The 20,994-nt window shown below is 33.5% G+C and carries 24 protein-coding genes, 2 tRNA genes and 1 pseudogene; 6 read left to right on the forward strand and 21 right to left on the reverse strand.

The window, feature by feature from the left end; translation table 11 throughout:
• Positions 1-14: 14 nt before the first annotated feature.
• Positions 15-1,295: a histidine--tRNA ligase gene (gene hisS, locus SSOP1_RS01390; RefSeq protein WP_009990560.1), complete on the reverse strand. Its 1,281-nt coding sequence runs from the start codon at positions 1,293-1,295 to the stop codon at positions 15-17.
• 6 nt (positions 1,296-1,301) lie between these two features.
• Entirely contained in the window at positions 1,302-1,724 is a 423-nt protein-coding gene (locus SSOP1_RS01395) for a tRNA-splicing endonuclease (RefSeq protein ID WP_009990561.1), read from the reverse strand.
• Here SSOP1_RS01395 and SSOP1_RS01400 point away from each other — a divergent pair, their 5' ends adjacent.
• Positions 1,725-2,237 carry a TFIIB-type zinc ribbon-containing protein gene (locus SSOP1_RS01400; RefSeq protein ID WP_009990562.1) on the forward strand — a complete coding sequence of 171 codons (513 nt, stop codon included), beginning with the start codon at positions 1,725-1,727 and terminating at the stop codon, positions 2,235-2,237.
• A gap of 55 nt (positions 2,238-2,292) precedes the next feature.
• Complete coding sequence (gene thsB / locus SSOP1_RS01405; RefSeq protein WP_009990564.1) at positions 2,293-3,957, forward strand: thermosome subunit beta; 1,665 nt, start codon at positions 2,293-2,295, stop codon at positions 3,955-3,957.
• Here the strand turns inward: thsB and cedD are convergent.
• From cedD to SSOP1_RS01435, 6 genes are read right to left on the reverse strand one after another with little or no spacing between them, the layout of a single operon-like run.
• Positions 3,954-5,576: a DNA-translocating ATPase CedD gene (gene cedD, locus SSOP1_RS01410; RefSeq protein WP_009990565.1), complete on the reverse strand. Its 1,623-nt coding sequence runs from the start codon at positions 5,574-5,576 to the stop codon at positions 3,954-3,956. The genes thsB and cedD overlap by 4 nt on opposite strands.
• Positions 5,577-5,602: 26 nt before the next feature.
• Positions 5,603-5,968 (reverse strand): hypothetical protein, encoded by a 366-nt coding sequence (locus SSOP1_RS01415; protein ID WP_009990566.1) that lies wholly within the window; start codon positions 5,966-5,968, stop codon positions 5,603-5,605.
• Positions 5,969-6,003: 35 nt separating this feature from the next.
• Positions 6,004-6,255: a Urm1-like protein gene (urm1, locus tag SSOP1_RS01420; protein ID WP_009990567.1), complete on the reverse strand. Its 252-nt coding sequence runs from the start codon at positions 6,253-6,255 to the stop codon at positions 6,004-6,006.
• A 1-nt stretch (position 6,256) separates the two neighbouring features.
• A complete protein-coding gene (locus tag SSOP1_RS01425) occupies positions 6,257-6,496 on the reverse strand; it encodes a 30S ribosomal protein S17e (RefSeq protein ID WP_009990569.1) in 240 nt (79 codons plus the stop codon).
• 10 nt (positions 6,497-6,506) lie between these two features.
• Positions 6,507-7,655, reverse strand: coding sequence for a fructose-1,6-bisphosphate aldolase/phosphatase (gene fbp, locus SSOP1_RS01430; protein WP_009990571.1), 1,149 nt, complete (start codon positions 7,653-7,655; stop codon positions 6,507-6,509).
• A 31-nt stretch (positions 7,656-7,686) separates the two neighbouring features.
• On the reverse strand, positions 7,687-9,489 hold the full coding sequence (locus SSOP1_RS01435) for a ribosome biogenesis/translation initiation ATPase RLI (protein ID WP_009990572.1): 1,803 nt from the start codon (positions 9,487-9,489) through the stop codon (positions 7,687-7,689).
• A gap of 379 nt (positions 9,490-9,868) precedes the next feature.
• On the opposite strand from SSOP1_RS01435, the gene SSOP1_RS01440 reads away from it, so the two are divergent.
• A tRNA-Arg gene (locus SSOP1_RS01440) sits at positions 9,869-9,943 on the forward strand.
• Positions 9,944-9,971: 28 nt separating this feature from the next.
• Here SSOP1_RS01440 and SSOP1_RS16040 read toward each other — a convergent pair.
• From SSOP1_RS16040 to SSOP1_RS01500, 13 genes and pseudogenes are all read right to left on the reverse strand, one after another.
• Positions 9,972-10,151, reverse strand: a pseudogene (locus tag SSOP1_RS16040) (putative integrase); the annotation flags it as partial.
• Between the two features lie 356 nt (positions 10,152-10,507).
• Complete coding sequence (locus SSOP1_RS01445; protein ID WP_009990574.1) at positions 10,508-11,863, reverse strand: MFS transporter; 1,356 nt, start codon at positions 11,861-11,863, stop codon at positions 10,508-10,510.
• 71 nt (positions 11,864-11,934) lie between these two features.
• Positions 11,935-12,024: transfer RNA gene (locus SSOP1_RS01450), tRNA-Arg, on the reverse strand.
• 43 nt (positions 12,025-12,067) lie between these two features.
• Positions 12,068-12,403: a transcription factor S gene (locus SSOP1_RS01455; RefSeq protein WP_009990575.1), complete on the reverse strand. Its 336-nt coding sequence runs from the start codon at positions 12,401-12,403 to the stop codon at positions 12,068-12,070.
• Between the two features lie 18 nt (positions 12,404-12,421).
• Positions 12,422-12,694, reverse strand: coding sequence for a hypothetical protein (locus tag SSOP1_RS01460; RefSeq protein ID WP_009990576.1), 273 nt, complete (start codon positions 12,692-12,694; stop codon positions 12,422-12,424).
• Positions 12,691-12,969: a DNA-directed RNA polymerase subunit L gene (locus SSOP1_RS01465; protein WP_009990580.1), complete on the reverse strand. Its 279-nt coding sequence runs from the start codon at positions 12,967-12,969 to the stop codon at positions 12,691-12,693. The genes SSOP1_RS01460 and SSOP1_RS01465 overlap by 4 nt, the downstream gene beginning before the upstream one ends.
• Positions 12,959-13,528, reverse strand: coding sequence for an exosome complex RNA-binding protein Csl4 (locus SSOP1_RS01470; RefSeq protein WP_009990582.1), 570 nt, complete (start codon positions 13,526-13,528; stop codon positions 12,959-12,961). The genes SSOP1_RS01465 and SSOP1_RS01470 overlap by 11 nt, the downstream gene beginning before the upstream one ends.
• 5 nt (positions 13,529-13,533) lie before the next feature.
• The gene (gene dph2 / locus SSOP1_RS01475) at positions 13,534-14,535 is read right to left on the reverse strand and encodes a diphthamide biosynthesis enzyme Dph2 (RefSeq protein ID WP_009990583.1); all 1,002 of its coding nucleotides are present in this window, start codon (positions 14,533-14,535) and stop codon (positions 13,534-13,536) included.
• Positions 14,532-15,068: a 50S ribosomal protein L16 gene (locus tag SSOP1_RS01480; protein WP_009990585.1), complete on the reverse strand. Its 537-nt coding sequence runs from the start codon at positions 15,066-15,068 to the stop codon at positions 14,532-14,534. The genes dph2 and SSOP1_RS01480 overlap by 4 nt, the downstream gene beginning before the upstream one ends.
• Positions 15,069-15,109: 41 nt before the next feature.
• The gene (locus tag SSOP1_RS01485; RefSeq protein WP_009990586.1) at positions 15,110-15,355 is read right to left on the reverse strand and encodes a KEOPS complex subunit Pcc1; all 246 of its coding nucleotides are present in this window, start codon (positions 15,353-15,355) and stop codon (positions 15,110-15,112) included.
• On the reverse strand, positions 15,324-16,403 hold the full coding sequence (locus tag SSOP1_RS01490) for an SSO0295 family DNA-binding domain-containing protein (protein WP_009990587.1): 1,080 nt from the start codon (positions 16,401-16,403) through the stop codon (positions 15,324-15,326). The genes SSOP1_RS01485 and SSOP1_RS01490 overlap by 32 nt, the downstream gene beginning before the upstream one ends.
• Positions 16,376-17,272, reverse strand: a complete 897-nt coding sequence (locus SSOP1_RS01495) for a lysylphosphatidylglycerol synthase domain-containing protein (protein ID WP_009990588.1) — start codon at positions 17,270-17,272, stop codon at positions 16,376-16,378. Before SSOP1_RS01495 ends, SSOP1_RS01490 begins: the two co-directional genes overlap by 28 nt.
• A complete protein-coding gene (locus tag SSOP1_RS01500) occupies positions 17,272-18,312 on the reverse strand; it encodes a HesA/MoeB/ThiF family protein (RefSeq protein ID WP_173645073.1) in 1,041 nt (346 codons plus the stop codon). Before SSOP1_RS01500 ends, SSOP1_RS01495 begins: the two co-directional genes overlap by 1 nt.
• On the opposite strand from SSOP1_RS01500, the gene SSOP1_RS01505 reads away from it, so the two are divergent.
• From SSOP1_RS01505 to SSOP1_RS01515, 3 genes are read left to right on the forward strand one after another with little or no spacing between them, the layout of a single operon-like run.
• Positions 18,218-19,042 carry a transketolase gene (locus SSOP1_RS01505; RefSeq protein WP_014511519.1) on the forward strand — a complete coding sequence of 275 codons (825 nt, stop codon included), beginning with the start codon at positions 18,218-18,220 and terminating at the stop codon, positions 19,040-19,042. The genes SSOP1_RS01500 and SSOP1_RS01505 overlap by 95 nt on opposite strands.
• Entirely contained in the window at positions 19,011-19,952 is a 942-nt protein-coding gene (locus SSOP1_RS01510; RefSeq protein ID WP_009990593.1) for a transketolase family protein, read from the forward strand. The genes SSOP1_RS01505 and SSOP1_RS01510 overlap by 32 nt, the downstream gene beginning before the upstream one ends.
• A complete protein-coding gene (locus SSOP1_RS01515; protein WP_009990595.1) occupies positions 19,953-20,993 on the forward strand; it encodes a chorismate mutase in 1,041 nt (346 codons plus the stop codon).
• The last annotated feature ends 1 nt before the right edge of the window (position 20,994 follow it).

Here is a 20,994-nt window from a genome sequence, read left to right on the forward strand (position 1 = left end):
CTTATAAATGCCATTTATAACGTTTGTTTTATTGCATCTAGAACGTTCTCTAGTGGGATAGAAATCTGTTTTCGTGTAATTAAATTTCTAACTGTTATCATATTTTTCTCAAGTTCTTGTTTACCTATTATTATTGCGAGTTTAAATCCTTGGGAAGCATAATAAGGTAATAGTTTAGAGAGAGGCTGATCTTTAGTATTTATTACTACCTTATATTCTTCCTTTCTTAACATTCTGGATACCGTAAACATAGCTGGTATTGCCTCCTCTGAGATGCCTACTACTATCACATTTATTGGTTCTTCAACTTTCAGATCTTTAATTACTAATAAAGTTCTCTCAACTCCTATAGCGAATCCTATTGCTGGTGAGGGTAAGCCACCATAGAGCTCTATAAGTTTATCATATCTTCCTCCTCCAGCAATGCTAAACTGAACAGAGGGATGAAGAACCTCAAATATTAGTCCAGTATAATAAGCTAATCCTCTTACAAAACCTAGGTCAACCTTAAATTTTACATTTAAGCTGCTTAAAATTCTAGATAATCGAAGTAGATATTCAAATTCGTTTTTAATATCTAATTTTGAAACTTCCTCTAATTCAGCTAAGGATTCTATATCTTCTAGTTTTGCCTCTTTTTTAGTAAGGATCATATTTAAAAAGTCCATTATATCCTTATTCTTTATATTTTTTTCAAGAATAACTAAAGCTTCGTCAACCTTATTCTTATCTATTAAATGCAGAACATGCTCTTGTAGATTATCTTCGATATTATATTTATCCATTATTTTTCTAAATATACCAATGTTATTTATTTTAATTGTTATATCCTTAGAAAGATTAAGCTTATCATAAAAATTGTACAATAAATCTAATACTTCTACATCAGCTAAGATGGAAGAATCACCTATCATTTCTATTCCGGCTTGTCTGAACTCTCTATATCTGCCGTACTGGGGTTCGTCATACCTATAAACGGTACCAAAGTAAAATAGCCTTATCGGCTTTGGCGAACTCTGTAAATTTTGTATGTATGCTCTTGCTACACTTGGTGTTATTTCAGGTCGTAACGATATCTCTCTATCTGCCTTGTCCTTAAACACATACATCGTTTGTCTTAGTTCCTCCCCACCCTTCAACTCAAACAGTTTAAATTCTTCTACTACTGGCGTTATAATTTCAGAATATCCATATTTTTTTGCTAAGTCTCTAAAGGTAGATTCCAAGTATCTAATTTTTTCTGCATCGATTCCAATATAATCTTTCATGCCTCTTACTGTTTCAAACTTTACCATATCCAGTCACTTTGACATTTTTATCTCAGATAGAGTATAATACGTTACATCTCCATATTTATCTACAATTGAAAGATAAAGTTCTAAATTCATTGATTTTGACTGATGTAGTTTATCTAATATTTTCTTAAAACTTACCTTTTCATTTTCGTCTACTATCAAAACCATAGCAGTATATCTTCCATTTTCCTTGTCCTTTATTATAAGAGAGTGCTCATCTATACCATCAATCGTAACCCTTCCTCGCTGTTTTAAGTCAACGAAGACATCAACTTTATCCCAATTTACAAGATAAATTATCTCACTAGGTAACTGTTTAGATGAGTTTAAGGCTGTGTATATCTTGTCTAAAGTAGTTTCACTTTTCTCAGACATTATAGTCACATTATCAAAAATAAGTATATTCCCCATAAAAGTTATTGTTTTCATATGCAATGCCCTGCATGTGGTTCGAATGAAATAATTTGGGATAATAAGAACGGAGAAATAGTGTGTAGTAATTGTGGTACAATTATCGACAATATTTACTATAATGGGCAAAATGAATCAGAGAGTACGGAGATAATCTCAATAAATAATAAGTTTTACAAGGATGATATACAAGTTAAAGAACTGCGAGTTAAAAATTTCTTAAAGAATAATCGAATAGAAACTAAAAAAATAGATCAGTATGAAATTATCTTAAGATCTATGTTGCTCGATAGTCAATATAAGAAAATATACAAGCTACTGTATGATGAGGGTATTTTAAGTGGTTTAAAAGCTAAAAGTAAACTGGGTCTTCTAATCTATTTTAGATTCGCGTTAAATAATGGATATTTACATCTATTAGAAAAATTCGACATAAAAAATGAAACCCTTAAAAAAATACTCAAAAGAATTGGTAGAAAACGCTTAACATTACTTTTCGATAAACTTAACGAAGAAAGCGATCGTATTTGATTTGAGTAAAATTTTTATATAACCTTTTTTTAAGACAGAGTGGAAGGTGCGTAAAATGGCAACAGCTACAGTTGCAACTACACCCGAAGGTATACCTGTAATTATTTTAAAAGAAGGATCAAGTAGAACATATGGAAAAGAGGCTTTAAGGGCTAATATTGCTGCAGTGAAGGCAATTGAAGAGGCGCTGAAAAGTACATATGGTCCACGCGGAATGGATAAGATGCTTGTTGATAGCTTAGGAGATATTACAATAACAAATGATGGAGCAACTATTCTTGATAAAATGGATTTACAACACCCAACGGGTAAACTTTTAGTTCAGATAGCTAAGGGACAAGACGAGGAAACAGCTGATGGTACTAAAACTGCTGTAATTCTAGCTGGAGAATTAGCTAAAAAGGCAGAAGATCTCTTATATAAGGAGATTCATCCCACAATAATTGTTAGTGGATATAAGAAGGCAGAAGAAATTGCGCTAAAGACTATCCAAGAGATAGCACAACCAGTCACTATAAATGACACTGATGTACTTAGGAAAGTGGCACTCACATCATTAGGCAGCAAAGCGGTAGCAGGTGCCCGAGAGTATTTAGCTGACCTTGTAGTTAAAGCAGTAGCGCAAGTAGCTGAATTAAGGGGTGATAAGTGGTACGTTGATCTAGATAATGTACAAATAGTTAAGAAACATGGTGGTAGTGTTAATGATACTCAATTAGTATATGGTATAGTAGTAGATAAGGAAGTTGTACATCCTGGTATGCCAAAGAGGATCGAAAACGCTAAGATAGCACTTTTAGACGCTTCATTAGAAGTTGAGAAACCAGAATTAGATGCGGAGATAAGGATTAACGATCCAACACAAATGCACAAATTCTTAGAAGAAGAAGAAAATATACTGAAAGAAAAGGTAGATAAGATTGCAGCTACTGGTGCTAACGTTGTAATATGTCAGAAAGGTATTGATGAAGTTGCACAACACTATCTAGCTAAGAAAGGTATACTAGCAGTTAGAAGAGCTAAGAAGAGCGATTTAGAAAAATTAGCCAGAGCTACTGGAGGAAGAGTTATATCAAATATTGACGAATTGACTTCGCAAGACCTAGGCTACGCTGCATTAGTAGAGGAGAGAAAAGTAGGAGAGGATAAGATGGTTTTCGTAGAAGGTGCAAAGAATCCAAAATCCGTTAGCATACTAATAAGAGGCGGATTGGAAAGAGTAGTTGATGAAACGGAAAGAGCTCTGAGGGATGCTTTAGGTACTGTAGCTGATGTAATAAGAGATGGTAGAGCTGTAGCTGGTGGTGGAGCTGTAGAGATAGAGATAGCTAAGAGATTGAGGAAGTATGCTCCTCAAGTTGGTGGTAAAGAGCAATTAGCTATTGAAGCCTATGCTAACGCAATTGAGGGTCTTATAATGATATTAGCTGAAAATGCAGGATTAGACCCTATAGACAAATTGATGCAATTAAGAAGTCTTCATGAGAATGAGACTAATAAATGGTACGGACTTAATTTATTCACTGGAAATCCAGAAGATATGTGGAAATTGGGCGTTATTGAACCAGCATTAGTTAAAATGAATGCAGTTAAAGCTGCAACAGAAGCGGTGACATTAGTGCTAAGAATAGATGATATTGTAGCAGCTGGGAAGAAGAGTGGAAGCGAGCCCAGCGGTAAGAAAGAAAAAGATAAAGAAGAAAAATCTTCTGAAGACTAAGATATTTTTTTAATTTTAATTATTATAGGTATTTTTAAATTTGGTGCACTTATTATTGCTTCTCCTACGTCTAGTTTATCTAAACTTTGTGTAAGTCTTTCATCGAGTGACAACGTATCTCTAATAGCTTTCTTATCGACATCAGATTTTATTGAATGAATAATTTTTATATTTGTATTTTTCAGTACATTCTGCGAAAGTAATGATGGTGACTGAGTAATAAAGCATAAACCTATATTATATTTTCTTATCTCGGAGGCTAATCTATCTATAAATTCATTTCCCTCCCTATTGAAGTAATTTTGTGCTTCATCTAGAATGATAAGGGTCTGTTGGTTTATCTTATATCTTATATAACTTTCCACTATAAGTTTTATTAGAAATAATGAGTATAATTTTCTGAGTTTAAGATTTGAAATAAATCCTAAGTTTATGATTGTAGAACTCGTTAAATAATCTGGAAAGTCATTAAGTGAAGTTTCATCTACAGTAGAAAATAATTTAGATGCAGTTGGAGTAAATAAGATAAATATTTTTCTAAGCAAAGCATATTTCACGTCCCGCATCCAGTACGACGTATCTTCGATACTATTAATAACTTCTAATAACTGATTAATTGAGAATTTTCTATAACTTTTTAGTTTTAATAAAATGGTATAAAGTAAAAATCGTTGTGGATCTGTTAGTTGTAAAACATCTCCAATAATGTCAACTGTATCTTCCACGTCTAAATCTATTAAGTGTAATGGATTTATTTTTACTATAGTTTTCTCATCATAAATTCTAAAGCCGTTTTTGAGGAGTTGATCATATTCCCCATGCCAATCCAATATAATTACCTTAACACCTTTAGCGTTCAATTGGGAGGCTAAAAGTATTGCAGTATTCGTCTTTCCAGATCCAGTACTTCCAAAGATTCCTATATGTCTCGTAATGTCTTTTACTCTTATTCCTACCCTTGATGTTACTGTTCCGTTTGTGGCTTCTCCTATCTCTACATCAAAATCCTCTGACACAATATTAGAATTAATAGGATTGGTGTAAGTTATCTCGGACACTGTTAGAAAAGGGTAGTTCCCAAAAGCCATTGGAATTGGAAGAACATTTTTTGATGGTTGAATAATTTTAAACTCTAGATGTGGAGCTATAGCTTTTGCTAACACTAATAAATTGTTAACTTCTTCCATGAAACTGTCCAACTCTATATCGGTGGAATGTTGGAGTATTCTATAAATTATTATAGATGAACCTAGTTTATTTTTTTCTACTATAGTAAATATTATAAACTTGAATTCTGAGTCTTTTCTAGCTATTGCATTTATGAAGTCTTTAAGTTCTTTTTCTATATCGTTCTTATTTGAAGTCGGTTCGATTTTACCCGTTATTTTCATAGCAACTCCACAAATGCAAGTATTATCATACATTATCTGGAAGATTCCATTTTTAAGAATGAATTTATTTATTTTTACTTTAAGAGAATTTCTGAAAATAAACGAGATAACCACTATCATTATAATTGGAAATACGAAAAACATTAAGTTAATATTAATTAAATTATGAAACAGAAAACCAATTCCCAGAATTATGAGTAGTATAGGAATCCAAAGATTTTTATTCATCTTCAAACGAATTTCATGGTTAATAACTACAGCGAGTCGATTAAAACTAAAGCGTTCTTAGTTAAAATTAATCTTTCTTTATTTCCCATAATTTGATATGGTAAGAAGTTTTCTTGAGCACTAGTATTCTTTATACATTCTATTAAATACAGTTCATTAACGCTGTTAATTTCGCCTCTAATATAGTCTAATGCATCCTTTATTTGTTCAAAAGGTAATAAGAGAAGTAAGAAAAACATTATCGGGCTTCTTATCTTATTTCTGGACGTATCATAGTTGAAATATAGAAAACAAGCCTGTCTTAGTACTCCTTCAGAAGGCAATAGAGGTAGGACTTGACTAACGTACTCATCATCGTGTTTAATTAAGTTGTTAATGTTAGCAATATCCATCTTATGTAACTTACTTACTTTTAACTTTAATATCTCTAACCACCGTGATTTATTGGTATTATTTCAATGATATCGTTATCGTTTAAAAGTTGATTTCTATACAATCTCCAATCTTTTCCATTTATTAATATTAGAATTCCAGATTTTAACTGGTTGCTCTCATTCAATATTAAATGCTTTTTGCTATCTATCTTCACTAGTACTCTAAGAAGTTCTCTATCATTCACGTATATCTCTCTGAAATTAAATTGAGAAATCAGTGGTCCTTTCAAGATCACTTTTGGCATTCTAGATCTCTTCGGATATTTCCTCCTTCTCTTCAGCCGGAGAAGTCTCTTTTTCTTTCATTATTTTATAATATCTTGTAAGATATCCTGCTATTCTATTCCTCACTTTCTTTGACTTTACGTCAACATATCTAATAACTATTTGTTTATTTGTATTATAATCATCTTTTATCTCATCTTTATAACGATCATATATTTCTTTTACTATTCTTTTTATATCTTTAGTATATATATTACCCATTTAAATCACCTTATTCATGTGAACTTTCGTGTGAATATACGCTTGGTTTAGTTTTATACATATCTGTCTCTTTCTTAAATCTATTCTTTAACTTCTCTATCACTAATGGTAGAGTAGTATACTCCATTTCTTGTGGCTCTAATCTATGGGGCATAAACGGGCCATGTTTCCTAATGTAATCTGCAATTATTACAGCCGTTCTTCTAACTTCATCAAATGCAGGATCATCGAATAAATCAGTTGGACCTACCAGTTTTCCATTTTTAATGTTAAATCCTAAACTTATTAGCCTAGGTGGGCCATCGAATCTTGTAGCCCTCGCATCCTTTTGAGATACTGGCATAAGAGGTCCATAGTGACTGCCTCTCATCCACCCTGGTACTAAATAAGGTACTGTAAACGCTTCTAAAATTTCTCCTAGCGCAGGCAGACCGTGTTGAGCCCTTACTACCATAACTGGATCGTCTTTACCTACGTATTTTCCAGCTATTAGATTCAATCTTTCTACGGAGACAACTGATGCTTGCAAATTATCGGCTTTCCTATAAACTCTTCGCACTATATATCTACTAGGTGTTCCTATTAGCGCAAGCAAATCATAACTCTCCTCTGGTGTGTTCAGCATTATTGACTCTCCTTCATATACATCTAAAACTTCAAATTTATACCCTTCATGCATAGTTGGATCTATTACCAGTCCGGCAGTATTAAATGGATCTGCAAATATCTTATATAATGGAAGATTATATGCACCAGGCTCAGTTTTATCAGCCATGAAAATAACTACTGGTTCAGCGGGTCTTTCTTCAAATTCTATTTCAGCGATTCCAGGGCCCATACCTCTAAGATTACCAGAAAAAGAATCCGAAAGTAAATCTTGTCCTGCAGCATATAATCCTAGATCCTTAGCTATTTTTGCAGCTTCTTTAAATGCGTTCCAAGCTGTTTCATGAACTCTAGTATCCAGTTCTCCTCTGTTATGTGTCATTATTAATTGTAAATCATCACCAACATAGGTTATGTAGTAATCGGAAATTATGTTATTCCTTTTAGCTTCGGCCAATATTTTGTTAGCTGCAGCTATAGTATCAGGGTGAACAACATGATGTCCAGCTAGGCTTCCTATATCGGCCTTGATTACACTAAGTGTAGTTTTCATAATTTAATTTAGATATACATAACTAAAAATCTTACTGGGTAGAAAGAACCATGGAGTAATAATCTCCTCTTTCTTTCTGGACTCTATCTAAGTAACTCCCAATCTTATTTACTCTAGGTCTTCCGGTCTCTGCATCTCTCCTGAACGTTACCTCCAATTCTCTCAAAAACTCATTCATTCCCGTCTTTAACGTTACCGGAGATGTTGCTAATCCAGCTTTTTCTGGTTCTCCTTTGAAAACGATAATTCTATCCGCTATATAATCATGTATTGAAAGATCGTGATCTATGATAAAAGTTACCGCTTTCCTCTCCCTCGTAACTCTCTTTATAGCTTTAGCGACTATATATCTCTCTTCGACATCGAGATAAGAGGAAGGTTCATCCAAAACGTAAAGATCAGCTTCTTTTGCCAAAGTAGCTGCTATATATAATTTCTGTAATTCGCCTCCACTTAGATCATTCACATTAGATTCCAGCAGTCTGTGCAAGTTAAGCCTTTTAGTTACCTCTTCGAAGAACCAGGATGAGGTAGAAAGAGCGTCTTTACTCGCATTTTCTAAGTATTGTTGAACAGTTCCATCATAGTTAGGAAAGATTCGTTGTGGTTTATAAGATAATATTTGTTTTTCTGGGGTTACAGATCCTTCATCTGCTGTAATTTCGCCAACTAATATTCTTGCGAAAGTTGTCTTTCCAATTCCGTTTGGTCCTAAAATTCCGATTATTTCTCCCTCTTTAGCCTCTCCATTATCTACTACTAACTGAAAATCACCTAACTTCTTGATTATCTTAGTCCATTTCATTTTTGTTTTTAGATCTTTGGAAAGGTCTAGGTCACTAACCTCTTTTAGCATAAACTTTATTTCGTCTGGTCTTATTTTCATATTTTCAGCTGGTAAATATCCTTTAAGAAAATTATTTATCCCTACTCTAGCTGCATAAGATTTTGAAACCCTTCCATATACTGAACTTTCTCCATAGATTATATGTATTAAATCTGTAAGATAATCCAAAACTATTAAGTCATGATCCACAACTATAACATATTTATTCTTTAACAATTCTCTAATTGCCTTAGCCATATTCATTCTTTCCCTAACATCTAGATAAGAAGAAGGTTCGTCAAATATGTATACATCTGCTTCTCTCAATAGTGAAGCAGCTACTAATAATCGCTGAAGTCCTCCTCCAGAAAGTATATTAGCATCCTTATTCCAAAGATTAGTCATGTTTAGAAGTTCTTTAACTTCATCCTTTTTCCCTCTTTCATCTATCTTTGTCAAAATTTCATTCACCGTACCTTTAAGGAATTTTGAAGCGTACTCAACGTATTGAATCTTATGTACTATTTTTAGTTCATTACTATATAATTCTTTAAAATAATTATAAATTTCTTTTCCTCTAAACCTTTTTAACACTTCGTCTTTACCTACTTTGGAATTTGGATCTCCAAAATTTGGGATTATTTCACCAGCTAGTATTTTAAGTACTGTGGTTTTCCCTACTCCATTCTTCCCTAATACTCCTAATATCGTATTATTTTTAGGTGTAGGTAAGCCGAATAATTTGAACCCATTTACTTTGTATCTATGTATAACCTCTCCTTCTAACTCGTCTGGAAGATTAACAATTGATATAGCTTCATATGGACATTTCTTTACACATATTCCACAACCTATACAAGTTTCTTCATAAATTACTGGTTTTCCCTTAACAATTTCCGACAGTTCTATGGCTTTTCCTCCAGACCTATCAACAGGACAGAAATTTATACACTCTAAGTTACATTTATCTGGCTTACAAAAGTCATAATTTATTACAGCAACTCTCACGAATACTCACCTATTATGTAGAAATATACTGGTTGTTAGAATATTCACATCCTATAAAACTTCCCCTTTTGTCATTTAATAAATCTTCCTCTACTTTTAATATTTTTCCTAATTTTAATACTTCTCGAGCTAAGAGTGCAACCGGAAAACCTTCTCCAATAATATCCCTCCCTTTCTCCTTAAAGATTACCTTAATAGACTAGGAACTTTAAGATCATTCATGAGACTTAGAGAGTCTCTCATATATGGATACAGTAATCACGTTATAATTTAATAAAGTTTTTATGATACGATGTTAATCACTAAAAAAAGCCGTTCTCATTTTTGTAAGGATAGCGTGTCTAACAGTTTAAAAGACCGTATAGTGTATATTTATGTTGGACCCGTAGCTCAGCCAGGATGGAGCGCCGGCCTCCGGAGCCAGAGGTCCCGGGTTCAAATCCCGGCGGGTCCGTTGTGGGGTTAGGGGGATACCCCCTAAAACCCCCACTGCTATCTTTCAATTTTTCGTACGTTTCAACTACGTCAACTAAAGGGTCGACGTAAGTTTCCTTTACGTTACCGTTCTCATACTCTAGTTTGTAAACATAATACCGCCCTTTTCTTTCACGTATAATTATGTCGCCATATTTATAATGATGTTGTTTTTCCTTTATTTTCACCCACTGTATTATGGTTGCCAAAAGAGAGTTATAAGCTCTGCAAACTCGTTAGTTTTTGTCATCAAAAAGCGTTGAATTGAAAGAAGACGGCAAAGATTCCTCGATAGCGAGAAGAAGCTTATTTGCGTTCTACACCCCGATATAACATCATTTCATAGCGCGTCTGTAACATAGTGATATATTGTCGTCTTTCATTTCTATGCTAAGAACGAGTTCGTCAGTAGTCGTTATATTAAACGTCCTAACGATATCTATCGGATATTTTAGGTAATATGTTTCGTTACCCGGTCTTTCGCCTTTTCTGACACACGGCTTAACTATATGATAAAGTATATAACGTTTAAGCAAAAATTATATCAACTTAATTCTACTCCCTTAGTTTCTGGTATTAAAAATAGAGTTATACTACACGATACTAAAGCTATTATCGAATATATTCCTAGTAGTACTGGGAGTCCAAACTTAGCTAATAACAAAGGAAACGCAGTAATACTAAAAGCTGCAGCAAGTCTATCTACTGCCACACTAATAGCTTGGCTGGTCCCTCTAACTTTGGTTGGAACTAACTCTGGGGTTAACATCGCTGATCCTATTATGGACGCGGGTCCAATTGCTGATGACAAATAGTTCATAAGATAAAATGATAGTCCTAATAATGCTGCCTCTCCGGTTAAACTTTCTGCCGCTTTTAAAGGATTACTTATATGTATCTTAAGTCCAAAGTAATACGGATCCATGAGGAGTATCGAGTACATAAAAAGCCAAAATGCAACACCAGCATAACCTATTACGATTAATGGTTTTCTTCCTATTTTGTCAACTAGATAAATGCTAATTATCTGACCTGGCAAACCTGCAAGAAACTGTGCCAAATAGGTGAATTCTATGGGATTTAGACCTAAATTTCCCGCTATTGTTATTGGTCCATAGATTGCAAATGTAGAGGAATACATATCGTAAAGAAGCCAGAGAATAGAAGATATAATTGTAATTCCTATAGCTGATACGAATCTTTTTGAGAACGGGACTTCATCTGGAGAAATTGCAACTTTACTTTTTATTTCTTTTTCTAGTTTTTTTAGCTCTTCTGGTTTCGGTTTAATTCTAGTTAAGAATTTATATGTTTCAGGAATTTTTCTCCTTAAGTAAAATACAGAAATTGCTGGGAGAATTCCCATAAACAATACTATTCTCCATATGAGATCATTCTCCATGTTCACTAACAGCAAGATTTGCTCAACAAATGCTGCAGTAACTGCACCCATTCCCCAAAGTAGTGCAAAAGTTACTATCATTCGTTTTCCTCTATTTTTGGGATTTGAATTCTCTGCAGTAATTATAGGAGAAAGAACATAATCTGCGCCAATCCCAAAACCTAAGATTATTCTAGACATGACTAACTCTGCAAAATTTGTTGATATTGACTGAAATAGTATTCCTAAACTCATTAAAGCTACATCGAGACCGTAAATAAACTTTCTTCCTAGTTTATCTGATAAAAAGCCTAATAGAATTGCGGAAACTGCTGCACCATAATATGCACTAGCTATAACTATCCCTTCCTCTAGTCCATTTAATAGAAATTCCTTTTGTATATAATAGAAAACTAATGAAATCGCATAAAGTTCATATCCATCAGTAAATACTCCCATACCGGCTGTTAAGACGCTCTTGAATTCTAGTGAGGAAAAGTCCGGTTTATTATAACCCATTTCGTACTGTGTATACTCTGTTGAGGTTATAAGAGTATCTAGAATTAGTATATACCAAGTAATAATATGTGCGGACCCGCCGGGATTTGAACCCGGGACCGCCGGCTATCCTCCTTAGACGCTAGAAGGCCGGCGCTCCGTCCTGGCTGAGCTACGGGTCCAACATAAAATGAGAATTTAATAAAATAAGATTTTCTCATTCATTTACTCGTACTCTCTCCATACTTTACCGCATTTCGTGCACTTATAAAATCTAGTAGGTGGCTCATCCGCCCTTCTAGTTTGTAATATCCAGAAATAGGCTTCATCATTTTTGCATGAAGGACATAGAACACCTTTTATTTTTTGTGCACCACTGGGCATTTCCTCCTCTTCTAATACTAACGTTTTTTCTTTAATACTATGTTTTACTTTACTCGTTACTACTATCGTTGTTTCTGGGACCTCTTTTTCATAACCACATTTGGTACATCTATATACGTTCTTGCCATTGGATTTCTTTGGAACCATCATAGAGTTACATTTGGGACAGAACTTCACTACTATCACGCTACAAGCTTAACCATTTACTTTATCTATATTTAACTTTTCTGATAGTTTCTTTATGAGATTTTCACATATCTTCTCTAGTACTTGTTCTTTAAAGTTCTCACCAATTCCAATATTGGAATATTTGATTTCGTCAACTATGGAAGATGTAGTTATTTGTTTAATTAGATTATCTTGATTTATATCCAGAAACATCTTCTCTAAGAAGTTACCTCTAAATACACATATTGCATACAAATAGTTAACTTTAACAAATACTGCTATCCTTGTCTCCTTTTTCACTTGGTTAATCCCTTTATTTCGTCGATATAGTGTGAGGTCATTCCTCTTATATTTTCAATGGCTTTCAATAAGGCATCTTTAGGAGTTATTGAACCATCAGTTAGTATTTTAACTATTATTTTATCAGATAAAGGATGTGGTTGATAATATGAAGCAAAACTTACGCCACTAATTCTCCTCAAGGTACCCGCAATTAAGTTACCTAACGTATGATCCTCTCCTTCTATCTCTAATTCCAAGTAATTACTTTCACTTTTTAGTATTCTAATTTCCACCTTTCTTCACCATATAAGATCCTATTTTTCGTTGTTCAATATTTCCGCATCTCTGACATTTTAAATTATTTTCGTCTTGCTTAATCAATAAATATCCACATCTTGAGCATCTAGCGTAAATAACACCAAGATCTTTCATTTTAATGGTCAAAGCCAAGGGAAAAGTGTATGAAAGTAATTTAGCTTTAATTACATCTCCGATTTTTATAGCATCTGTTACATTATTAATTTTTTTATTACTTATTTGAGAAATATGTAAGTAAGCTGAAATTGGTGACGCAAGACCTCTCTCCTCGATCCCTACTATTGAAACTAGTGCTGAGTCTTCTTTGATAGAATTAACAATGCCAATCACATATTTAGCCTTCTTCAAATGTTGAAATATAATTTTCTTAAATCCTAGTACGTTACTCTTCCTATTTAGCATATCATAAAAGATCTTTCCTACAACTGCGGCTCTAACTATACCATTTTGTTCATACGTACCATCGCCAGTCATAAATTCTTCAATTACTGCTAACTCCTCTCCTGGTAAAGTTAATTCGCCTTGAGTTCTCACTTAGTTCACCATGGAAAAATATAGGGTTCCAGACTATTATTTATGATCATTTTTGCCTCTCCAGGCGTTAATACTGGTTTTTCATAGTTGTATAGGTCATCTATTGGCAGTCTAGGACAAGATGTGACTAAAAATACGTCTATATAATTTCTATCTAAATTTCTAAGTATGTCTAGTGTTAATACCTTATTTGTTACTGTAAATACATCATAGCCTTTTTCGGTTAACTTATCATAGAAATATTTTATCATGTTTGGTCTATTTTGTCCAACCTTAACCCCTTGTATAATTACCCAACTACGTTTATCTAATGCTTGTAATATTTTACCATATCTAACTTTCAGTATCTTCCTAACATCATTTGTTATATCCTCACTTTTCTGTAAATACGGATCAAGTTTTATAGTTGGTTTGTTTGTAGCTAATCCTAAACCTAAAGCGTGAAATAATCCTCCTGATACAATCACATAAATATCTGCTTCTACTTCAGCAGCTTTATAATCACATCCTAAAACTTGTCCATCAAACATAAATCTATTAGATGGTTTACCTATAACTATATCGTATCCCTTATCTTCTAAGAAAGACTTAATTTTAGATAATAATCTTACATGTTGTAAAGTTGCCGTTAATGAGATTTTTCTTCCATTATATTTACTGATATCATTTTCTAAAGAATGAAGAGCATTTTCAGAAATATCTAAATTACTTTCAGCGTTAATAAATATGGTAGGAAACTTGGGATAGTACCACGTATAAGGGGTATGACCGAAGTGAATTATAAGGTCAGCATTTACTTGTTGTGCCTCATCCTCTGCTATGTCGCAAGCACCCCAACTAGGCTCACCTGATATTATAAAATTAACGTTAGGTAGTTTTTCCCTTAACTTCTTTACTATATCTATAGAAAAATACTTTAATCCTTCAGGAAATTGTAAAAGAACACGTTTCGCGTTCTTTTCACGTATCTCCTTGATTACACGTTCCTCTTCGAAATTATAGCTCAACTTTGAACCTCCTGTCTTACGAGCCTTAATGGAATGATCTCAATTCTAGTACGCAAAGGTAGTTTCTTTGATGCTATCTTTAACGCCTCCTTTGCAAATTCTAGATGTTCTTTTTTAACTTTTATTACAATTAAAGTTTCTCCCAGTTTTTCAATCCTAGCAGCAGTACCTATTGGTGTACCAAAAGACAATCTCATTCCATCTTGCAATCTATCAGCTCCAGCAAACGCCATCATTTTATTCTCTCTTAGCACATGATGGGGATACTTTAATATCCACATAAAGAACGAAGTTTCACTTCCAGTTTTCTTAGATAACGTCTTAAGAGTAAGAGTTCTGACAGCCTCTAAAGCATTATGTCTTATTTGCCCTATCTCAGTAGTAATTAACCTAACCTCATAGTCATAATCTCCATTTGGATTTCCAGAAGTGAACTTAGTTATCTTTGGCTGTGGAATACCAGGGATATATTCCTTCCTGGTATAGGCAGGACCGGAGAAATGTCTATAACATCTTCCAGGTCGTAGTGGCATTTAACATCACGATATAAACATTTATATTAAAGACTAAATATTTAACTTATAGCATCAAATGACGATTGAAGCGCTTTTATATGTGCCAATATCTCGTCTGCAGTATTTCTAACTGTCATTAAATCGTTTGGTTTTGTAACTCTCATCTTTATTACAATCTCAAACTCTTTGCCTTCTACTTTGCTTTCAATTGACATTCCTTCTGGCAAATTTACATCATCAACTTTTAAACTTCTTATAAATAGTTCTGCATCCTTATATTCCGATGAGATTCTTAACTCTATCATCAATTTTAATCAATCCTTCTTTCTTTACTGACGGAATAAAAAATCTACTAGTGAAAAGTCTATCATTGTCTCTGATTACTATCATTTTATCTCTCCTTATTTTTTGTAACTGTAACAATATTATTTGTGCTAAGAGAGGAGAAGTGAGATTAGATGTCTCAACAATATAATATGACTGTTTATTTTCAATAGAATTGATTGAGAATCCCTTGGAGAGAGTTTGCCTAAATCTACTAATTAATGCCTCTGCATAAGAGGATGACAGGACAAACTGTAAGATCTCATTACTGCCAATAGTATCAAACGAATAAATTAAAGAGAATGCCAACTCTAATATATCATAATCAAGATAAAAAAATCTATCCGTAATTATATCATCCCTAGTGAATTTTGGATTTTCTTTCACAATAGTAGAAATTATTCTGAAAAGTAATGTATTTAGCTGACTCTCATTCAAATCTTCTAATTTCGATATCTCACTAGCGTTTACCTCTCTTATGAGACTTATGGCATTTTCTCTATTGCCAGATATGCCAGGTATATAAGGATCTAGAGAAAACATTAACGATAAAAAGGCTGGTAAAGTTTTATATGCAGGAATTTTCAGATTTTTTTCGATAGTCATATCAAATTTCTCCATTTCCCTTATTGTCTCTAATTCCCATTCGGAAAGTGATCTTCTGTCTAATATTGTAGACGTTATAATACAACTAACAATTGGCAAGACATCTTCAGCAGTTATAGGTAAATATGAACAAAAGGAATTCTGACCCAAGAAATATTTTTTCTTATTATCTATTATCCATTTCCCGTTAGCGTCAAGTCTAATTTGTGTTTCACATTCTTCTGGAATGAACGAAAGAGTGAAAGAATTCTTAGTATTTTTGGAAATAATAAATGAAAATAGGATAGGCTCTATAGAATAGTACGCAGATAAACACAAATTATCCTTAGAATACACATTCCTAACTACTTCCCTTATTTCTTGATTATTCGGCTCTCCTAAGAATACTTCCATTACTATCTCTTTAGAATTTCTTTTGACCATTTTTTAAGCTCTTCAAAGCTCATATCCTTAAAGAAAATAGATCCAAGCAAGTTTGATATAATATAGTTCAATCTTGTAGCAAAGACGTAAGAGGGATTTAAAAATATTGATAACGCTAATTCTCCCACTATTGCTGCAGATGGTATCGGTATTAATATAGATACTTGGTATAAAAAAGAGATAAAAATTGACAAGAAAATATTATGTGTTACATAATAAAAATAACCTCCATATAAGGCAAAACTAAATATATCAATCATGATATAAATTACAAAATCCTTTGTGGTTCCTTGCTTAAGGTAATATTTAAATTCCATATAATCTGTAACAATTCGTTCCATTTTAACTATCTTAAAGATAAATTGTTCAATTTTATTTACTTTATCATGTTGCAAGTAAAAATACGACAATGCTCCTATCCATCCAGCTATGTTAAATAATACGACTAGAATGAATACAAATTCTAATGGGTTAAAAAAGAATGGCAGCAGTAAAATATAGCCCAAACATATTGCGAGCACATCTATGGATCCTATAAGAATAGAGTAGCTAAACGCTTGCCTTAAGTTTACCCCATATTTGTTGTAAACTAAACTTCTAACCAATTCTTGTCCAGCCCATCCAGGTACTAATAAACCTACGAAGTTACCTAGTAATCTTGCTCTTAACGTTATATCTACTCTACGCTTAATTAGTAATGAATCCTTAAATGATGAGACGAAATTCTGGGCAGTATACGTTAAAAGAAAAATCAGAAAGAATTTGGGATCTTCTTGTAAAACATATATTATATTAATCTTAAATATGTATGCATAGACTATGATCACTATAAACGGAAGAAAAATAGCTGCAATGTATTTCTTATCCATTATCTTCCCCTTTTCTCAAAACATCCAATACTAGGATAGCATAAAGTTACATTCCCAAGATTTTTAAACACTTTGGGCTCATCTAACTCAGGAATTTTCATATTAGTTCTAAATATTCCACATTTAGGTTTACTTATCTTTTGATATAGAAAAGGATACTCATTTAGAACGCATGTCTTACATTGTGAGTTCTTCTCGATGTTAATTCTCTCAATTTTTAATTCTCTAGAATCTATATAGAATAATGAATAATCCGGATTGCCTCTCAAGTGATTAAGCATTAAGTTAACTTGAAGTGTAGCTGTTAATTCTACTATTAGTGGAGTAGTTCCAATAACATCACATGAATTCCCAATTTCGTCTTGATCTGAATAGTCAATAAAACAAGATAAACAGGAGGTTTGACTAGGGTCTATCAGTTTAGCAGAACCGTATTCACCATTAATTCCTCCATATATTAGGATTTTTCCTAATTTTACTATAGCATCATTTAACAATAGCTTGTAGTACAAGCTGTCTAATGCATCGAACACGTAATCCTTATCAGAAATTAGCCTCTCGACGTTCTCCTCGTCGAGTATATCTATAATATAATTAATTTTGATTGAAGAATTTATAAGGGATATTTTTTTAGCGCAAACTTCAGCTTTAGGTTTGCCTACATCATTTTCATCAAATAAATGGACCCTATGTAGATTAGTTATATCTACCACATCTGCATCTACTATAGTTAACTCTTTAACTCCTAGCCTAGCTAGCAACTCTGCAACGGCAGTACCTAAAGCTCCACAGCCTGCAATTAATATCTTTAACTCATTTAACCTCTGTTGAATTCCTAATCCTAAAACTATTAGTTGCCTAGAATATCTTTCCACAAGATTATAATGTAGAATAATCTTTAAAAATAAGTGTTGCCTACTAAAAGTGGGGATTGATATTGTTCCAATGGAAAAAGGTGGAGGGAGTGATGGAACTCCAATATCAATAGAGGAATTGGACAAGTTAAGACAAGTAGCTGAAAAGGCAAGAAGAAATGTAATAAAAATGCTATTTTATGATCAAACAATACATGTGGGATCGTCCCTAAGTAGCATAGAGATATTAACTACGTTAATATTCAAGCATATAAGGACGGATTCAAGCTTAGTGAATAAAGACTGGCTTATTTTAAGTAAAGGCCATGCAGCGCCAGCTCTTTATGCCGTTTTAGCTGAAAAAGGTTACATAAAAGAAGAGGAACTTTGGAGAATACAAGATATAACGGGATTATTACAAGGGCATCCAGAAACTTTTATTCCCGGTGTAGATATGTCGACTGGTAGTTTAGGGCAAGGTTTGAGCTTTGGAATAGGTGTTGCTACTGGTATAAAGATGGCCAACGGCACTGGAAGAGTATATGTCATAATGGGTGATGGTGAACAGGATGAGGGAGAAATATGGGAGGCTATGACGCATGCAGTAGTTAGAAATCTTGATAACTTAATTGCATTTATAGAGATGAACAATTTCCAGCTTGATGGTTCAACAGATGAGATAAAACCAAAGAACTTCTTACCTAAGGTATGGGAAGCAGTAGGTTGGAAAGTATTAAACTGCGATGGGCATGATTTCATTAGTATTACTAATGCAGTTAACGAGGCATATAAGGCAAGCAAGCCCGTAGTAATATTCGCTAAGACTGTAAGAGGAAAGGGGTTTCCTCCAATAGAAAATACCCATAAACAGAGGTCCAGTCCAGATGATGCAAGGAAATATTTACTCAATGCGTGAAACCTTCGGAAGGCTATTAGCAGACCTAGGGGATAAGAACAAGGATCTAGTCGTGATAACTGCAGATGTAGGAGACTCTACCAGAGCGCTATACTTTAGAGAGAAGTTTAAGGATAGATACTTTAATGTAGGCATAGCAGAGCAAGATATGGTGAATTTTGCTGCTGGCTTGGCTGCTGTAGGAAAAAAGCCCGCTATAGTTAACTTTGGAATGTTCTTAATGAGAGCGTGGGAGCAGATAAGAAATAGTATAGCTAGAATGAATCTAGACGTCAAGATGTTTGTAACACACACCGGATACAGTGACCACGGTGATGGTTCGAGTCATCAAGTTCTCGAAGATATAGCGCTAATGCGTGTATTACCAAACATGAAAGTAGTAGTACCAGCAGATCCTAAGGATATTGAAAGAAGCTTACCAGTTATAATTAATGAGGAAAGGGGTCCATTGTATTATAGGATAGGTAGAGAATATTCACCACCAATCACTATAGGACAAGAATACGAATTCAAGATTGGTAAAGCTTATGTGATTAAGGATGGGAGTGACTTAGCCATAATAGGAGCAGGCGTTGTTTTGTGGGATGCACTAAAGGCGGCTGAAGAATTAGAGAAATTAGGAATTAGCGTAGCAGTTATAAATTTATTCTCAATAAAGCCTATTGACGAAAATACAATAGAATATTATGCTAGAAAGGCTGGTAAGATAATTACTATTGAGGAACATAGCATATATGGAGGTATTGGTTCTGCCGTTGCAGAGGTTACGGCTAGGCGTTATCCAGTACCCATAAGATTTGTAGGTGCTACGACTTTTGGAAGATCTGCTAGAAGCCAAAGGGATCTACTAGATTACTATAATATAAACTATAAAACAATTATAAGGGAGGCAATTGATTTATTGAAGTAGATGACTGAAGAAATAACACGGCTGAGGGAAGAAATAGATAAGGTAGACGAGCAGTTAGTAAAGTTACTCTCATATAGATTAGAATTATCTAGAAAAATAGGGAAAGCTAAGTCGAATTCTAATATAAGTGTTACTGACGAGAATAGGGAAATGAAAGTTAGAGAAAAATGGATTGCTAACGCAAAAAAGTATAATATTCCAAATAGTCTGGTTGAATCTATATTGCCTTTGATTTTTTCTTATTCTAAACTAGTTCAGATTAACCCAGGAGAGAAAGAAAGAGTAGTAATATATGGATATGGCGGAATGGCTAAATCGATCGTTTCTATTCTTTCATTAGCTGGGCATGAAGTATCGATTACTGGAAGAGATTTAAGTAAAGCGGAGATGTTAGCTAATCAATTTAAATGTGTAAGTATGTCCTTATTAAAAGCAATAGATTGGGGGGATATAATTATATTTGCAATACCTCCTAGTGCAATATTAAATAATTCCGATGAATTATTTTCAAAGGCACTTAAAGATAAGATTGTTATGGATATTAGTTCTTCTAAATTTAAAATATTTGGCTTCCTAGAAGAATTATCTAGGAAACTAGAGTTTAGGTATATTTCTACACATCCACTTTTCGGTCCTATTGAATACCCTATTGGAGAGAGAGTTGTAATTATACCTTCCAAAACTAGTTCTAATGATGATGTCATGAAGGTGGAGAATTTCTGGAGGAAAAGTGGTTTAGTACCCGTCATAACTGATGTTGAAACTCATGAAAAAGCAATGGCTATTGTTCAAGTTCTAACGCATTATTATCTTCTGGGTTTATCAAACGCAATTGATACTTTATCGTTAGAGTTAGGTGTAGATTACAGTAATTTCCATACTACAAACTTTAGAGAATTAAACAAGATTTTAAAGCGGGTTAAAGATCTAAAAAATGTAATTACTGAAATACAAAATCAAAACCCTTATTCTTATAAAGTTAGAAATATAGGTTTAGAGGAGCTTAAAAAAATTAAAGAAGAATTAGAAGGAGGTAAATAGA

Origin of the sequence: Saccharolobus solfataricus (genome assembly GCF_900079115.1) — an archaeon.
Taxonomy (GTDB): Archaea; Thermoproteota; Thermoprotei_A; order Sulfolobales; family Sulfolobaceae; genus Saccharolobus; species Saccharolobus solfataricus.

What these genes read in the sequence shown, in the direction of transcription:
- SSOP1_RS01425 (WP_009990569.1), bottom strand. Translation starts at nt 6,496, where the DNA reads ATGGGTAATATATATACTAAAGATATAAAAAGAATAGTAAAAGAAATA.
- cedD (WP_009990565.1), bottom strand. Translation starts at nt 5,576, where the DNA reads ATGAATAAAAATCTTTGGATTCCTATACTACTCATAATTCTGGGAATT.
- SSOP1_RS01395 (WP_009990561.1), bottom strand. Translation starts at nt 1,724, where the DNA reads ATGAAAACAATAACTTTTATGGGGAATATACTTATTTTTGATAATGTG.
- SSOP1_RS01485 (WP_009990586.1), bottom strand. Translation starts at nt 15,355, where the DNA reads ATGATAGAGTTAAGAATCTCATCGGAATATAAGGATGCAGAACTATTT.
- hisS (WP_009990560.1), bottom strand. Translation starts at nt 1,295, where the DNA reads ATGGTAAAGTTTGAAACAGTAAGAGGCATGAAAGATTATATTGGAATC.
- thsB (WP_009990564.1), top strand. Translation starts at nt 2,293, where the DNA reads ATGGCAACAGCTACAGTTGCAACTACACCCGAAGGTATACCTGTAATT.
- SSOP1_RS01490 (WP_009990587.1), bottom strand. Translation starts at nt 16,403, where the DNA reads ATGGTCAAAAGAAATTCTAAAGAGATAGTAATGGAAGTATTCTTAGGA.
- SSOP1_RS01445 (WP_009990574.1), bottom strand. Translation starts at nt 11,863, where the DNA reads ATGGGTTATAATAAACCGGACTTTTCCTCACTAGAATTCAAGAGCGTC.
- SSOP1_RS01510 (WP_009990593.1), top strand. Translation starts at nt 19,011, where the DNA reads ATGATGCAAGGAAATATTTACTCAATGCGTGAAACCTTCGGAAGGCTA.
- SSOP1_RS01515 (WP_009990595.1), top strand. Translation starts at nt 19,953, where the DNA reads ATGACTGAAGAAATAACACGGCTGAGGGAAGAAATAGATAAGGTAGAC.
- SSOP1_RS01480 (WP_009990585.1), bottom strand. Translation starts at nt 15,068, where the DNA reads ATGCCACTACGACCTGGAAGATGTTATAGACATTTCTCCGGTCCTGCC.
- fbp (WP_009990571.1), bottom strand. Translation starts at nt 7,655, where the DNA reads ATGAAAACTACACTTAGTGTAATCAAGGCCGATATAGGAAGCCTAGCT.
- SSOP1_RS01400 (WP_009990562.1), top strand. Translation starts at nt 1,725, where the DNA reads ATGCAATGCCCTGCATGTGGTTCGAATGAAATAATTTGGGATAATAAG.
- SSOP1_RS01415 (WP_009990566.1), bottom strand. Translation starts at nt 5,968, where the DNA reads ATGGATATTGCTAACATTAACAACTTAATTAAACACGATGATGAGTAC.
- urm1 (WP_009990567.1), bottom strand. Translation starts at nt 6,255, where the DNA reads ATGCCAAAAGTGATCTTGAAAGGACCACTGATTTCTCAATTTAATTTC.
- SSOP1_RS01495 (WP_009990588.1), bottom strand. Translation starts at nt 17,272, where the DNA reads ATGGATAAGAAATACATTGCAGCTATTTTTCTTCCGTTTATAGTGATC.
- SSOP1_RS01505 (WP_014511519.1), top strand. Translation starts at nt 18,218, where the DNA reads ATGGAAAAAGGTGGAGGGAGTGATGGAACTCCAATATCAATAGAGGAA.